Source organism: Bradyrhizobium sp. HKCCYLS3070 (assembly GCF_051167575.1).
Lineage (GTDB): Bacteria > Pseudomonadota > Alphaproteobacteria > Rhizobiales > Xanthobacteraceae > Bradyrhizobium.
In genome coordinates this window covers 149,188-164,396 of record NZ_JBNPTI010000009.1, presented here as the reverse complement: position 1 = coordinate 164,396, position 15,209 = coordinate 149,188, and the positions used below count along the sequence as shown (strand labels likewise).

Here is a 15,209-nt window from a genome sequence, read left to right as displayed (position 1 = left end):
ATGATCCGGGCGCTGATCCTCACGCACCGCTGGCTGAGCATCCCGCTGGGTCCGCTGTTCGTGCTGTGGTTCGCGACCGGGATCGTGATGCACTACGTGCCGTTCCCGGCGCAGACCGAGAGCGAGCGCTTCGCCGCGCTGCCCGTGCTCGACACCGCCCTGTCGCTGCACGGTCCCGCGGAGGCCCTCGTCGCAGGTGGCATCGATCATCCCGACCGCATCCGGCTGATGCAGCGCGTGGATGGTCCGGTCTATGTCATCTCGGCCGCCGGCCGCAGCGCGGCCATTCGTGCAGACACGCTGGCCGCGGCCGATGTGAGCGCCCCCGACCTCGTGCTGTCGATCGCGCGCACGGCAGCCCGGCGGCGCGGGCTCGAGGCCGATGGCGCCACCATCGCCTCACTGGAGCACTACGACCAATGGACGGTGCCGAACCGTTTCGACGTGCATCGTCCGCTGCACCGGATCGTGCTCAACGATCCCAATGGCACCGAACTCTACGTGTCCTCGATCACCGGCGAGGTCGTGCTCGACACGACACGGTCCGAACGCGCCTGGAACTACGTCGGCAGCGTCGTCCATTGGATCTATCCGACCGTCCTGCGCAAGGACTGGGCGGCCTGGAACGCCGTCGTGTGGTGGCTGTCGCTCGCGGCGGTCATCGCCGCCGTGAGCGGCGCGCTGCTCGGCCCGATGCGGCTGAGATATCGGAAGGCGCGGCTGTGCTCGCGCTACCACGGCTGGCACCTCTGGCATCATTGGGCCGGCCTGATCTGCATGCAGTTCGTGCTGACCTGGATGGTCAGCGGCTGGCTGTCGATGGACCATGGCAGGCTGTTTGCGACCGGCCATCTGACGCCGTCCGAGCAAGCCATTCTCGTCGGCGCACCGGATTGGACCGGCCTGGCGACGGCGGCGCTCGTGGCGGTGCATGGCGAGGTCCGCGAGATCGAGTGGTTCGCCTTCGGCGGCCGCCTCTATCAGCGCATCCGGCGCGCGCCGAGCCAGCAGCAGATTTCGGTGCTGGACGGCGCATCAGCACGCATCGTCGGCCGTTTCCTGCAGCCGGCCGACGTCAATACCGCGGTGTCGCGCCTGCGCGGCGATTGCGCGCGCTCGACCGAAGTCGAGCCGGGCGACGACTATCCGTTCGTCTCCGATGTGCCGGGCGCACCGGTCCATCGCGTGATCTGCGGCGACACCTGGTATCATGTCGACGCCGCCTCCGGCGCGGTGCTCGAGAAGCTCGATCCGTCCCGACGCGCCTATCGGTGGCTCTATCAGGCGCTGCACACGCTCGACTTTCCGGCCCTGCTCGCCCATGCGGCGCTGCGCACGGTTCTCATCGTCGGCCTCTGCGCGATCGGCCTCGTCTTCAGCATCACGGGCGTGGTGATCGGCTGGCGCCGCCTGCGAATGCAGCTCCGCTGAGCCTCGCCACAATCGTTAATTTAACGCGCGGTTAACGCAAATTTTTCGTTGTCTATAATCCGTCTTAAGGATTTGGGCCCAGTTATAGACAATGCAGAAAGCAGCCCGTACCTCGCGGGCAGGATTTGTGTTGTTTGATGAGTAAACCCGCTGAAAAGCCTGAGGTCGTCGAGCTTCCGGCAGATCCGCCGGCGCTTGCACCAGCAAGCCAGCGCCGGGCCGCGCAGCAGCGGGTGCGCGAGGCGCGCGACCGGTTAACGTCGACGTCGGGAACACGTCCGGCCTTCGATCGCGAGCTGCTGCGCCAATACGCACAGACCCGCATCTCCGCCTCCTACATCGTCGTGCTACTGGTGGTCGCAACCGGCCTGATGCTCAGCGTCTGGCTGCATACGATCGCGGCTGGCGCATGGACGCTCGGCGTGCTCTGCATTCATGCCGCGATCGTGCGCAACTGCTCGAACTTCCTCGCCGACCAGCCGTCGCTGGCGGCGACGCGGCGCTGGCGCACGCGCTTCGTGCTGCTCGACCTGCTCTACGGCGTTTGCTGGATGGCGATCCTGATCCATCCGGCGCTCGCGGCGGTGTCGGGCACGCTGATGATGTTCCTGATGCTGCTGGTGATCGCGGTCTCGAGCATGCTCGCCGCCAACCTGCCCGTCGCCGCCGTCGCCGTCACCGCACCGATGACGGTCGCCATCACCCTCAGCCTCGCGCTGTCGGGCACGTTCGACAACTACCTGCTCGCCGGGTTCGCCGTCGCCGCCGAAGGCTACTTCGTGCTGCTCGCCCATCAGCTGCATGCGACGACGCTGGCCACGCTCGAAGCGCGCGCCGAGAAGGACGCCTTGATCGGCGAACTCGAGCAGGCCAAGGCGATCTCCGACGAGGCACGCTACCGCGCGGAGGCCGCCAACGTCGCCAAGTCGCGCTTCCTTGCGCAGATGAGCCATGAGCTGCGGACGCCGCTGAACGCCATCCTCGGCTTTTCCGAGGTGATGAAGAGCGAGATCTTCGGCGTCCATGCGGTGCCGGTCTACAAGGAATATTCGGCCGACATCCACAATTCGGGCGTCCACCTGCTCAACCTCATCAACGAGATCCTCGATCTCTCGCGCATCGAGGCCGGCCGCTACGAGCTGAACGAGGAAGCCGTGGCGCTGGTGCACGTGATCGCCGACTGCCACCATCTGCTGAAGCTGCGCGCAACGAGCCGCGGCATCACCATTCACGAGGTGTTCGAGCAGAAGATGCCGCGGCTGTGGGCCGACGAGCGCGCGATCCGCCAGGTCGTGCTCAACCTGCTCTCCAACGCCATCAAGTTCACGCCGCAGGGTGGCGACATCTGGCTGAAGGCTGGCTGGACGGCCTCGGGCGGACAATATCTCAGCGTCAAGGACACCGGCTCGGGCATCCCCGAGAACGAGATTCCGATCGTGCTCGCGTCGTTCGGCCAGGGCTCCAACTCGATCAAGTCGGCCGAACAGGGCGCGGGATTAGGCTTGCCCATCGCCAAGAATCTGATCGAGATGCATGGTGGCACGTTCACGCTGAAATCGAAGGTCCGCATCGGCACCGAGGTGATCGTCACCTTCCCGCCGGAGCGGGTGATGTCGGCGCTCGCTCCGCTGTCGGACGAGGCACCGCCATTGCAGCCGGAGCATGCGATCGCCCCCGCTCAGGAGAAGCGCCGGGTGCGCAAGCCGATCATGAATGCCGGAACGGGACTGTGAGATGATTGCACTTGCACGACAGTGTCAGAACCTTTCAAACTCGCGCCATGAGCCAGGATACGCCCTGCATCGCCGTCTGCATGATCGACCCCAAGACGAAACTCTGCTTCGGCTGCGGACGCACGCTGCCGGAGATCGCCCGCTGGGGCCGCATGTCGACCGACGAGCGGCTGGCGCTGATGGACGGGCTGCCGTCCCGCATGCACGACGCCGGTCTGCCCGCGCTGGCGCGTCGGCGCGGCTGAGCGCCTCCGTGCCGACGGGAGGCGCGGCATGAACAAGGTCGTGCTCGTTTTCGTCACCATGGTGCTCACCGCGGGCGCCGTGATCGTCTACAAGGATCCCGAGCAGGCGGCGCTCGCGAGCGACACAGTGTCGGAGGTTCTGCGCAGCCGCGCGCTCAGGGCCAAGGCGAGTCCTCCGACCAACGCGGTCGAGATCGAGCGCACCAGAGGCGGCGAGTTCGCGTTGCGCGCCAAGATCAACGGCGTCACCGCGCCGATGGTGGTCGACACCGGCGCCACATCGGTGGTTCTGACCTACGAGACCGCCAAGGCCGCAGGCCTGCCGCTCGAACTGCTCGCCTACGACGTCGACGTCGAGACCGCTGGCGGCCACACCAAGGCGGCGCGATTGACCTTGGACCGGCTCGCGATCGGCAAACTGGTGGAACGCTCGGTTCCGGCGCTGGTGGTGCCGCACGGCCAGATGAAGACCAACCTGCTCGGCATGAGCTTCCTCGACCGGCTGGAGCGCTGGGAAGTGCGCTCCGACCGGCTGATGCTGCACGGCTTTCCCGATCGCAGCTGAGGGGCTGAGCCTCGTGGCAGCCTGCAATCCGGTCGCGCGACAGGCCGTGGTCGAACTGCCGCCGCTGGCCTGAGCCGCTCAGGCCAGCGCAGCAACCGCAGGGCGCTCCTCGACCATCGCGACCGCCTCGCGCAGCACCTCGATGCCGGCGCCCGGCTTGACGCCGCGCTCGGCGAGATGGCGGCGGAACGCGCGTGCGCCGGGCACCGCGTGATAGGCGCCGACGAGATGCCGCGTGATCGCGTGCAGCCGCGTGCCCTGCCCGAGCTGGCGCGCGATGTACGGCTCGAACGCCGCCAATACGCCCTTCATGGTTCGATGCGGCGCGACCTCGCCGAACAGGACGGGATCGACATCGAGCAGCCGCCATGGCTCCTGATAGGCCGCTCGCCCGAGCATCACGCCATCGACATGCGCGAGATGACCTTGCGCAGCTTCGATGCTGCCGATGCCACCATTGATGATGACGGGCACGTGCGGCAGCCTCGCCTTCAGCCGGTACACCCTGTCGTAGTCGAGCGGCGGGACGTCACGGTTCTCCTTCGGCGACAAGCCGTCCAGCCACGCCTTGCGCGCGTGCACGATCAGCGCGTCTGCGCCGCTGTCGACGACCGCGTCCGCCAGCATATCGAGTGCGATTTCCGGATCCTGATCGTCGATGCCGATGCGGCACTTCACCGTGACGGGAATGCGAACGGCGTGCTTCATCGCGGCGACGCAGGCGGCGACGAGCGCAGGCTCGGCCATCAAACAGGCCCCGAAGCGGCCGTCCTTCACCCGGTCCGACGGGCAGCCGACATTGAGATTGATCTCATCGTAGCCGAACTCCTCGCCGATCTTGGCTGACGTCGCGAGATCGCCGGGATCGGAGCCGCCGAGCTGCAGCGCCACCGGATGCTCGCTTCGATCGAAGCCGAGCAGCCGCTGGCGGTCGCCATGTATCACGGCACCGGTCGTGACCATCTCGGTATAGAGCAGCGCCCGGCGCGACAGCAGCCGATGGAACACCCGGCAATGCCGGTCGGTCCAATCCATCATCGGCGCGACGGAGAAGCGCCAAGCCGTTGATTCCACTGTTTTATTCGAGACATCAGCCATTGGAAGTGTACCAGAGCCACCCGATCACCGCGCATTTACACCGGTTTCCACCGATTTCGACCCGTTTTTCGTGCGCAGCACAACAATGCCGGATCGGAGAGGATCGATGGTTTACCGAATTCAACCACAACGTTCCGCAGATCGCGGCTGCGTCTGGTCATCGCTCCCTGACGGGCCTCATGCGATACAACCATCTGCGCCGAACGGCTGCTCCCGCCTTCTGTCAAACCACCGTCACGAAACACGAACACAAGGAAACGATCTCGACCTTGGCGGCCCATGCAGCCGAGCTTGATCCCGCGCCCGGAGCAGTATCCCGCACGGCGCGCTGCATCCGAAGACCGATCACGGGAATTGCAGGTACCAAATCTTGACCGAGGCACGCCACGCAGACCCGCGCGACAATGATCTGGTCGCGGAGAAGCAAGGCGTCCGGTCTTCCGGCGTCGATCTCGTCGCCCGCCAGAGCATGGCTCAGCTGAGAACGCTGAAGCTGCTGATTGCAGCATCCGGCCTCGCCGGGCTGGGCTATGAGATCGTCTGGACGCGCCAGCTCGCCCTCGCCCTGGGCACGGAGATGATGGCCGTGCTCGGCGCCATCGCAGGATTTTTTGCCGGGCTGGCGGTGGGCGCCTTCGTCCTCGATGGCCGGATCCGCCGCGCCGCCAATCCGCACCGGGTGTATGCCGTCCTCGAAACGGTCATCGGCGTGTGGGGGCTGTGTGCGGTCTGGCTGCTTCCCGCGTGCGCGCGCGCCCTCGCGCCGCTGCTCGGCACGGCGCCTTCCCCCGTCTTGTTGTGGAGCGCGAGCTTCCTGCTGCCGACGCTGGTGCTGTTGCCGGCGACGGTGGCGATGGGCGGGACGCTGACCGCGCTGGAACGCATGATGTCCGCGGCGCATGGCACGCGGCCGGTCAGCGCCGGCGTCTATGGCGCGAACACCGCCGGCGCCGTCGCCGGCACGCTGCTGTCCACCTTCGTGCTGATCCCCGCGCTCGGATTGTCGGCGACGCTGCTTTGCCTGGCAGCCGTCAACGCAGCCTGCGCGCTCGCAGCGCTTCGCCTCGACCGAGCCCCAAAGGTCGACGCTCGCGCGCGCGACGATCGCAGGCGTGCTGTCGCCGGCCTCCGCCTGACAGGAACCCTGTTCGTCACCGGCCTGCTCGGCATCGTGTTCGAAGTGCTGGTCGTGCGCCTGGCCGCGCAGATGATGCAGGACACGGTCTATAGCTTCGCCTGTCTGTTGGCCGCCTACCTGCTGGGCACTGCGATGGGCGGCATGATCTGGCAGCGCGTGGGGCACACGGTTGCGCGCGGCAGAACCGCGTTGATCAGCGGCACCGCGCTCGTCTGCCTCGGCACGGCGCTCGTGACGCCCTTGCTGGGCGGCCTCGCCGACAGCGCTGCGAGCCTCGGCGTCGTCGGCGAGCTCGGCATTGCGCTGGCGCTGTTCCTGTTGCCTGCGATGGCGATGGGCGCCTTGTTCGGCCAGCTCATGCAGGATGTCCGCGACGTCAGAGGATCGGTCGGCTGGGCCGTCGGCATCAACAGCCTCGGCGCAGCCATTGCGCCGCTGGTCGCGGCACAGCTGCTGATTCCCGCTTTCGGCACTTGGAGAGCATTGGTCCTCGTTGCCGTCGGATATCTTCTGCTGCTGCAGCCCCAACGCGCTGCGCTGCGCTGGGCGGCGGCGCTCGCTCTGCTTGCACTCGCGCTGTTGTGGCTTCCCGCCCCCCTGCTCATTAAGGTCCCGCCGGGCGGCAAGCTTCTGGCCGTGCGCGAGGGACCGATGGCGACCGCGAGCGTCGTCGACGACGCCTCAGGAGCACGCTATCTCGAGGTGAACGGCCACTTCCGCATGGGCGGCACCAGTTCGGTGCGATCCGATTTCCGCCAGGCCATGCTGCCGTTGCTCTTGCACCCAGCGCCGCGCAAGGCCCTCTTCCTCGGTGTCGGCACCGGCGCGACCGTGCTCGGCGCCGCGCAGATGCCGGATCTCGACGTGCGCGCGGTCGAACTCTCTTCCGAAGTCGTCGCGCTGCTGCCCTGGTTCGACAACCCCGGGGCCGAGAAGGAAAGGCCGCCGATCTCCGTTGCCGATGCCCGGCGCTTCGTCATCGCCGATGACGGACGCTACGACGTGATCGTGGCCGACCTGTTCCACCCGGCGCTCGATGGCAGCGGCGCGCTGTACACGGTCGAACATTTCGCGGCCGTCAAGCGGCGACTGGCGGCCGAGGGCGTGTTCTGCCAGTGGCTGCCGCTCTATCAGCTCGATGCGCCGTCGCTGCGTGCGATCGTCAGGAGCTTTCTCGCAGTCTTTCCACAAGGGTCCGCCTGGCTGAACCATTACAGCGTGCGCACGCCGATGCTGGCTCTGATCGGATCAGGCGCCCCGAGCCCGATCGCCCCCGAACTCGTCGCCGCACGGTTCTCCGACCGGAAGCTTCACCCGATCATTCAACCTCTCGGCTTCGATCAGCCGATCGACCTTCTGGGCCAGTATGTCGCCGGCGCGAAAGCACTCGCGAGCTTCGCCGGTCCGGGACCGCGCAACACCGACGATTTCCCATTCGTCACGTTCGACGCGCGCAGCAACGTCCACGCTCTCTCGGCGGCCCCATGGCAATTGCTGCTGACGGTCCTGAGCCAGACAAAGACCGACGCGGCCGATTTGCTGGAAGACTCGAAACGCGGAATGTGGGAGCAACGACTCGGCGCCTATTGGCGGGCTCGCAACCAATTCATCCAGGTCGGCGCGGCGCTGACCGGCGAACCGCGCGGGCCAGCGCTCATCGCAGCCGCCGCGCCCGGTCTCCTCGATTCCATTCGCGCCAGCGCCGAGTTCGAGCCGGCCTATGCGCCGCTGATGAGCATGGCAAAAGCGCTGCTTGCATCGGATCGCGCGGCTGCTGAACGCCTGCTTCGGGCAATCGACTCCGCCGCGCCGTCGCGACGCGAAGCGCGCGACCTGCTGTCGCGCGAGTTCGAACGATAGAGCGTCAGGACGCGAAGCTGACGCGGTAGCCCCAGCAATCCAGATGATCAGGAATCGCGTTGAAAGCGATCGTGATACGTTGGTCGCCCTGATTGCGCGGCACCTCGTGGTAGAGATAGCTTGGGAACAGCACGAGATCGCCGGGCTCCGCCTCCGGCAGCACGTATTTGCCGGCATTGAACGGGCCGACCGCGGCGCTGCGCGTATGATGGCGGAACGAGAAGTCGCTGCCGCCGGGCGGCCGCACGAACACGGTGCGGCTGCCGGGGTGAGACGGCGTCAGATAGAAGATGCCGGAGATGAAGCTGTTGGCGTGGGCGTGCAGGGTCTGGTTGCCGCCGGTCTCCAGCATGTTCGTCCACATCTCCTTGACCGTCCAGCGCAGCTTCTCGCCGAACAGCAGCTCGCCGAAATCGATCAGCTTGGGCACGGCGAGCTCGGCGATGGTCTGAAACAGATTATTGGCGCGGGGATCGGCGACCTCGGTGTGGAACAGTTGTCCGGATCGCAGGTTGTTCTCGATCTTCGAATTGCGGATGGCTGCCACCGCCGCGTCCTTGAGCTCGGCGCTCAAGAGCCCAGGCGAACGCAACAACGGTATCGGAAAAAGAGCTTCGATCTGGTCCATGTCTCAAGGCCTTGCACGCGCCGCAACGGGACCGACAATTTGCCGACTTGCATGACAGCCGGATGACGAGAGTGGAGAAGCGGTGCGCGCCCGTCAGCGCGTCGGCATTTCGTCGGCACTGAGAATGTTGAGCCGCTCGCCGGGCCTCAGGCTGTGAGGCCGGTCGCGCACTTCCAGCACGGCCCTCTCGGCCTTCTCGACACAATCATCGAACTCGCCATTGCCGGCCTCGACCAGCGCCTGCTGAATGTCCCGCTCGGCGAAATAGCGCGACACGTCGTCCGTCGGCAGGGTCGCCGCCTGTGCGCGGGCCTCCGCCACTGCGGCGTCGCAGACCTCCTGCGTCGGCTCCTCGTCATGCGCCGATGCGACTGCGATCGTGAGGACTAGAACGGCGAGACTCACGGCGGACAAACGCGACATCACCTCGACGAACCCCAGGGAAAGGCAGGTTTCAAAGACGAAGCGCCGGTTCGCAAACTGGCGCTCGGAGTGAGCAGGATCCGACGGGACGATATGTCCCGCCGGATTGGTGCCGATCAATCAGTCGCGGTTGAACGCCCAGCGACCCCAGTGGCCCCAGTGACCCCAGTGGTCCCAATCGTGCCAGTGGTGATGCTCGTGAGCCAGCTTGCGGGCCAGCTCCTGATTCTTTTCGACCAGCAGCTTGGGCGTGCTGTAGGTTCGGACGAAGATCGGGTTCGCGTAGAACCAGACGTTCGACCAGGCCTGCACGTCGTTGGTCACCTTCTTAAGGCCGCCGACCGTGCCGAGGTGCGAGGGACATGCCGGATCTGTGCAACTGACGGTGGCGTTGTTGGCATCGAGCAGCGGATTGCCGGCGCTGTCGGACACGTTCGGAGTCGCCGGCGGGATGTTGGTGCCGCGGGCGCGGATGTAGAACGGTGTCTGGCCGGCGATGAAGGTGGTCGTGAAGCTGAGGCGGGTCGAACCGTCGCGCAGCTTGTGGCTCCGCATCTTGGTCGCCTGGATCTGCTTCGCGATCTTGGCCGACGGGTTGTAGACGATGGCCGCACCATCGACACCCTTGGCATTGGCCACCGCATAGCCAGGGGCGCCCGGCGCGATCGGACCGGTGATGTCGCCGGTAATCAGATCGACGTGGTCGAGATAGGGCTTGTTCAACGGCTGCTTGATGCCGACCGGCAGCAGCAGCGGGTTGTTGAAGCCGTACGGGCTGTTGTTGGAGGCCGGAACGGTCATCTCCATCTCGAGCGTGACCTTCTCGCCCGGGCGCACGACGAGCGTCTCGCCCATCGTCTTCCAGTCGTCGTCCCACTCACCCTTCGCACGGAACTCCATGTCGGAGCCGATGATGTCGGCGTTGACCGAGTAGGAATTACCCGAGCGCATGCCGTCGATGATCGACTGCTGGGAGAAGCGCCGCTCGTTCGGCACGTACAGCCTGGTGTACTCGCCGGGGATGAAGTCCGCCGTCGTGCCGGGATCGCGCGCGCCATAGACGCCGCGGCTGTGCCAGTCCGAACTCTGGAACAGGAAGAAGTTGCGGCCTTCGCCGAGCAGACCGTCCCACAGCCCGCCGACCTTGGCGGTGTAGACGCCCTGCATGCCGTAGGTGCCGCCGCCGACTGCGCCCGAGCCATAGGAGCCCGAGCCGCCGTTCACGCCGCCCTCGGCCATGTGACCCGGGGCTTCGATGCCGAACGCGACCGTCGGGCCGGCGTTGTTGAAGTCACGGAAGTGCTCGATGTTGTAGCCGGCCGAGCCGTTCGGATTGAACGGTCCCTGCCGCTCGGTATGGGTCGGCACAGCATAGGATTGCAGCGGGTGGTTCGCCTGCAGCCAGGCGATGCCGGCGACGGCCTTCTGGTGACCGGCCGTGCCGGAATTGTTGACATTGTCCTTGCCGGCCCAGACCGGGTTGTTGCTGGCATCGACCGGACCGATGGCGTCGGTGTCGGCGCGGTCGAAGCGATATTCGAACTCGGCCATCTTGTCGGCATTGCCGTAACCGCGCGGGTTCTGGCCGGCGATCACGGCGACGTCGCCATGCTCGTGACCGGGCAGGATCCACTCCAGGCCCTCGACCAGCACCTTGTTGTAGGTCGCGGTGCGATTGACGATGGTTGGGTACTCGATCTCTTTGATCGACTGCCAGCGCCACATCTTGGCGCCGGTATCGGTGCCGTTCGGCGTGCCCTTCAGGCTGGTGATCGTAATGCCGTCGATGGTCTTCCCGAGCGTCTGGCTCCAATACGTCGTCGTATTGTCGCCCGGGATGTTGGCGCTCGCATCGCTGAAGCGGCAATCGCGGTTGCCCGAACCGCCGTGGTTGCCGAGCGTGAACCAGTCGAGATCGAAATTGTTGCCGCCAGCCGCCGCGGTGCCCTTGCCGACCGAGCGGTCGATCGCATAGCCGGCAGCAACCGAACCGTCGGTGCAGGTGTTGTGGTTGTGCATGTCGCCCGCGACATACGGATTGTTCTTGGTCGTTTCCCCCCAACGCTCCCCAGCGTCGGCGCTCTGTGACAGGGCCAGCGAGACCGAGGCCGCTGTCAGCAGGATTGTCTTGGTAGATGGAACCATTATCGTCGCCCCTAAAGAATTCGATCGATCTCCAAACCGAGATGACAACGCGACCGATGCGCCGTCGTCATTCGCGGCGCGACCAAACCAAAACTCGGAGACAGTTTGTTGAAGGATTTATTTTTGCTGGCGTCTTCCCCACGAACATCGCGGTCGGCCGTCGTTGCGAAATTTTTGTGACACTGACGTTTGCCCGGTGACAACGGCAAGTGTGCCGTTGCATATACGCGCCGCGCAACGAGCGCGGTCCGAGTTGTAAAGAACGTATGTCAGCCCCTGCCATGTCGAATGCGGCGCAGACCTTCGAGAGCGCCTCTGCACGCTCCAATCAGCAAGATGGCAACAGCTCTTCCCCTGCGCGATCATCATCCGTGACCGCCCTGCGCGGGCTCAGCAGGGAGCCACTCCTGCACTTCCTCGTTCTCGGTGGCCTGATCTTCGCGGCCGATGCCATCATCCACCCGCCGGCGAAGGACGAGAAGGTCATCACCGTGACCAAGGCCCTGCGCCAGTCCTTCATCGACACGTTCGACGAGGACAAGCAGCGGACCCCGAGCGAGGCCGAGCTGCAGAAGATGGTCGAGGCCTGGGTCGCCAGCGAAATCCTCTATCGGGAAGGCAAGACGCTCGGCGTCGACCGCGGCGACGAGATGATCCGCGACCGTGTCGCGTTCAAGCTGCAATATCTGATCTTCGATCAGGTGCGCGTGCCACAGCCGAGCGAGGAGCAGTTGCGCGCCTGGTTCGCCGACAATCATGCCCGGTTCGACGAGCCCGAGCGTGTCAGCTTCTTCATGACGCCACCCAGCGACGAGGCGACGGCGCGGCGCTATCTGGACGACATTCGCGAGCAGCGCGAATCCGAGGAGCTGCGCGATCAGACGCGCGCGATTCTCGACCGACCGGTGCCGAGCCTGGCCGCCGGCTTCGGCGACGGCTTCAGCGACGGCCTGCTCAAGGCGCCCCTCCAGGAATGGACCCTGCTGCAGTCGAAGGACGGGTGGCACGTGGTTCGTCTCGACGCCCGGAAGCCGGGCGCTCCGGCGAAGCTCGAGGACATCCGCGCCGAGGCGGCCAAGATCTGGCACACCGAAGAGACACGGAAACGGGCCTGGGAGGCGGTGAGCCGGCTCAAGGCCAACTACACGATCAGGTACGAGCCGTGACCGGCGCGCGCGCCCTGATCGCCATCGTGCTCGCGCTCGCAGCGCTGCTGCCCGGGCGGCCGGCGGCTGCGCATCAGGCGACGATCGCCGTGCTCGAGTTTCGCGAGATGCGCCCCGGCGCGTATATCGGGCGATGGACGACCTTGCCGAAGGATGGCGTCAACCGCATCGATCTCAAGATGCCCCCGCATTGCTACCTGCGCCTGCCGGAGCTCAATTGCGGCGACAAGGGCCTCGTCGGGCAGATGACGATCGCCAATCTCGGCGAGGACATGTCGGCCGCCATCATCCGCGTGACGTCGCTCGCTGGAGAGACGCGCAGCTACACGATCTCTGCGGCCAATCCGGTCGTGACCGTGCTGGGCACCGATGCGCCGACGCTCGACACCTGGCTCGAGCTCGCCAAGACATACGTCAATCTCGGCATTGACCACATCCTGCTCGGCGCCGATCATCTGCTGTTCGTGCTCGGGCTGATCTGGATCGTCCAGGGCGGCTGGCGCCTGCTCAAGACGATCACGGCTTTCACGATCGGCCATAGCGCCTCGCTGGCCGCAACGGCGTTCGGATGGATCGGCGTCGCCGAAGGGCCGCTCAACGCCTGCATCGCGCTCAGCATCGTGTTTGTCGGCGTCGAGATCGTCAAACAGCAGCGCGGCGAGACCGGGCTGACCGCCCGCTACCCATGGGCTGTCGCTTTCAGCTTCGGTCTGGTGCACGGCATCGGCTTCGCCAGTGCGCTCGCAGGCCTCGGGCTCGAACGACGGATCCTGCCTGCGGCATTGCTCTTCTTCAATGTCGGCGTCGAGATCGGACAGGTCCTGTTCGTGCTGCTGGTGCTGGCGCTGATCTGGGCACATCGCCGCCTCGGCGCGGCGCTGCCGCGCTGGGGCGCCGAGCTGCCGGCCTATGCAATCGGCTCGGTATCGATGTTCTGGTTCCTGGGCCGCCTGGTGCGGGTTCTGGCGGCCGCATGATGACGAATGGGACGAACATGATCGCGCGCAAACTCCTGCACGCCGTGTTGGGTGCGGCGCTGCTCTCGCTGCTGACAGCGAATCCGAGCCTTGCCCACGAGCAGACGGGCGTCGGCGGCGGGCTGGCCAGCGGCCTGCTGCATCCCTTGACGGGGCTGGATCATCTGGTCGCGATGGTTGCAGTCGGCATATGGGGCGCGCAGCTCGGCGGCGCGGCGATCTGGATCCTGCCGGTCGTCTTCCCGCTGGTGATGGCGTTCGGGGCCATCCTAGGAATCCTCAAGGTCGGATTGCCCGTCCCGGAGCTCATCATCGCGCTGTCGGCGCTGGTGCTCGGGCTCGCGGTCGCGATCCGCATCCGTGTCCCGTTTGCAGTTGCGGCCATCATCGTTGCGATCTTCGCCATCTTTCACGGCCACGCGCACGGCGTCGAGCTTCCGACGGCGGCAAATCCCCTGGCCTATGGCTGCGGCTTCGTGGTCGCGACCGGTCTTCTCCACGCCTGCGGCATCACCATCGGCGCGCTCGCGCGCTGGCCCGGCGGCGAGCGCATCATCCAAGGCGTCGGAGCAGCCATCGCCGCGCTCGGCGGCTACTTCCTGGTCGCGAGCCTCGGAGTCGCGGCATGAGCACGTACCGCCGGACCGCCCTGCTCGCATCGGCGCTGCTGCTGACGCAAGCGCAGCTCGCCGATGCCCATATCGTGTCGGCCCGGCTCGGCGACTTCTACGCCGGCGCCCTGCACCCGCTGCTCGCGCTGCAGGACGTCGTGGTCTGGGTCGCCCTCGGGTTGCTGGCCGGCTCGCTCGGTACGGCGAGCGGACGCTGGCTCGTCGTGGTGTTCCCGCTCGGCTTGTGCACGGGGCTTGCACTCGCCGCCGGCTCTGGCGCAACGGCGGTGTCTCCACTCGGCGATGCCGCGACCATTCTGATTCTCGGGCTGCTGCTGGCGGCGGCCTTGCGCATTCCCGTGGTCCTGCTGAGCGTGATTGCATTCGTGCTCGGCGTGATGCGCGGCGCCGCCAATGCCGGCGAGCTCGTGCCGCAGACCGACCGCCTCCTCTACGCCGCCGGTCTCGCCAGTGCGGGCTACGTCACCATCACCCTCGTGATGGCGCTGGCGGTCACCTTCAGGCGTCCCGAGACCGAGCCGGTATCGAGCTGGCGCGGGATCGCGGTGCGCGCAGTCGGTGGCTGGGTCGCCGCAATCGGCCTGATGATGGCGGGACTATCGCTCGCAGCCTGAGCTGGCCTATGCTCGGGCGATCCGACCCCGCGAATTCCAGGGCTGCGTGACCGACGCCATCAACATCGTTACGATCGTCGTGCTGCTCCTGACCTGCGCCGGACTGATCTGGACAGATCTGCGCAGCGGGCTGCTGCCGGACTGGATGAATGCACTGGTCGCCGCCAGCGGCTTCGCAAGACTGGCGACGCTTGTCGATCTCCCCGAGGCACTGTGGAATTGCGCCGCAGCCCTCGCCCTCGGCTCGGCGCTGCTGCTGCTGCGGCTGCTCTACGCAATGGCCCGCGGCCGCCAAGGACTGGGCCTCGGCGACGTCAAGTTTCTGATGGCTGCGACGCTTTGGGCCGGCCTGCCAAATATGCCGATCCTGCTGCTCATCGCCGCGACGACGGCACTCGCCGCAGCGCTCGTCCTCTTCATCATGGGCCGCCGGCTGACAGGCCAAACGGCGCTGCCGTTCGGCCCGTTCCTCGTCCTCGGCCTGCTTGCCGTACTCGCTCTGCAGGCCACCGGGAGCGAATTGCTCGTGACCTTCTGAATGCGGTAAGCCGTGA

The 15,209-nt window shown here is 66.3% G+C and carries 14 protein-coding genes; 10 read left to right on the top strand and 4 right to left on the bottom strand.

Going from position 1 to position 15,209, the window contains the following annotated elements; translation table 11 throughout:
- The 4 genes from ACQR03_RS24730 to ACQR03_RS24715 all read left to right on the top strand — a co-directional run bounded on the left by ACQR03_RS24730 (position 1) and on the right by ACQR03_RS24715 (position 3,974).
- On the top strand, positions 1-1,431 hold the full coding sequence (locus ACQR03_RS24730; protein ID WP_434841980.1) for a PepSY domain-containing protein: 1,431 nt from the start codon (positions 1-3) through the stop codon (positions 1,429-1,431).
- Between the two features lie 137 nt (positions 1,432-1,568).
- Positions 1,569-3,164 carry a sensor histidine kinase gene (locus ACQR03_RS24725; protein WP_315717627.1) on the top strand — a complete coding sequence of 532 codons (1,596 nt, stop codon included), beginning with the start codon at positions 1,569-1,571 and terminating at the stop codon, positions 3,162-3,164.
- Between the two features lie 47 nt (positions 3,165-3,211).
- Complete coding sequence (locus tag ACQR03_RS24720) at positions 3,212-3,409, top strand: DUF1289 domain-containing protein (protein ID WP_316184352.1); 198 nt, start codon at positions 3,212-3,214, stop codon at positions 3,407-3,409.
- Positions 3,410-3,437: 28 nt separating this feature from the next.
- Complete coding sequence (locus ACQR03_RS24715) at positions 3,438-3,974, top strand: TIGR02281 family clan AA aspartic protease (RefSeq protein WP_315717625.1); 537 nt, start codon at positions 3,438-3,440, stop codon at positions 3,972-3,974.
- A gap of 78 nt (positions 3,975-4,052) precedes the next feature.
- On the opposite strand, the gene dusA is transcribed toward ACQR03_RS24715, so the two are convergent.
- A complete protein-coding gene (dusA, locus tag ACQR03_RS24710) occupies positions 4,053-5,072 on the bottom strand; it encodes a tRNA dihydrouridine(20/20a) synthase DusA (RefSeq protein WP_434841981.1) in 1,020 nt (339 codons plus the stop codon).
- Positions 5,073-5,442: 370 nt separating this feature from the next.
- On the opposite strand from dusA, the gene ACQR03_RS24705 reads away from it, so the two are divergent.
- A complete protein-coding gene (locus ACQR03_RS24705; protein ID WP_434841982.1) occupies positions 5,443-8,070 on the top strand; it encodes a spermidine synthase in 2,628 nt (875 codons plus the stop codon).
- A 4-nt stretch (positions 8,071-8,074) separates the two neighbouring features.
- On the opposite strand, the gene ACQR03_RS24700 is transcribed toward ACQR03_RS24705, so the two are convergent.
- The 3 genes from ACQR03_RS24700 to ACQR03_RS24690 all read right to left on the bottom strand — a co-directional run bounded on the left by ACQR03_RS24700 (position 8,075) and on the right by ACQR03_RS24690 (position 11,266).
- Positions 8,075-8,698, bottom strand: coding sequence for a 2OG-Fe(II) oxygenase family protein (locus ACQR03_RS24700; RefSeq protein ID WP_315752560.1), 624 nt, complete (start codon positions 8,696-8,698; stop codon positions 8,075-8,077).
- Positions 8,699-8,791: 93 nt separating this feature from the next.
- The gene (locus ACQR03_RS24695) at positions 8,792-9,121 is read right to left on the bottom strand and encodes a hypothetical protein (RefSeq protein WP_315752603.1); all 330 of its coding nucleotides are present in this window, start codon (positions 9,119-9,121) and stop codon (positions 8,792-8,794) included.
- Positions 9,122-9,241: 120 nt separating this feature from the next.
- A complete protein-coding gene (locus ACQR03_RS24690; RefSeq protein ID WP_315752559.1) occupies positions 9,242-11,266 on the bottom strand; it encodes a hypothetical protein in 2,025 nt (674 codons plus the stop codon).
- 281 nt (positions 11,267-11,547) lie between these two features.
- Between ACQR03_RS24690 and ACQR03_RS24685 the strand changes: the two genes are divergently transcribed.
- From ACQR03_RS24685 to ACQR03_RS24665, 5 genes are read left to right on the top strand one after another with little or no spacing between them, the layout of a single operon-like run.
- Positions 11,548-12,432, top strand: coding sequence for a peptidylprolyl isomerase (locus ACQR03_RS24685; protein ID WP_315717486.1), 885 nt, complete (start codon positions 11,548-11,550; stop codon positions 12,430-12,432).
- Complete coding sequence (locus tag ACQR03_RS24680; protein ID WP_315752558.1) at positions 12,429-13,409, top strand: HupE/UreJ family protein; 981 nt, start codon at positions 12,429-12,431, stop codon at positions 13,407-13,409. Before ACQR03_RS24685 ends, ACQR03_RS24680 begins: the two co-directional genes overlap by 4 nt.
- 17 nt (positions 13,410-13,426) lie before the next feature.
- Positions 13,427-14,038 (top strand): HupE/UreJ family protein, encoded by a 612-nt coding sequence (locus ACQR03_RS24675; protein ID WP_315752557.1) that lies wholly within the window; start codon positions 13,427-13,429, stop codon positions 14,036-14,038.
- Positions 14,035-14,655 (top strand): HupE/UreJ family protein, encoded by a 621-nt coding sequence (locus tag ACQR03_RS24670; protein WP_315752556.1) that lies wholly within the window; start codon positions 14,035-14,037, stop codon positions 14,653-14,655. Before ACQR03_RS24675 ends, ACQR03_RS24670 begins: the two co-directional genes overlap by 4 nt.
- 46 nt (positions 14,656-14,701) lie before the next feature.
- Positions 14,702-15,193, top strand: a complete 492-nt coding sequence (locus ACQR03_RS24665) for a prepilin peptidase (RefSeq protein WP_315717476.1) — start codon at positions 14,702-14,704, stop codon at positions 15,191-15,193.
- Positions 15,194-15,209: the final 16 nt, after the last annotated feature.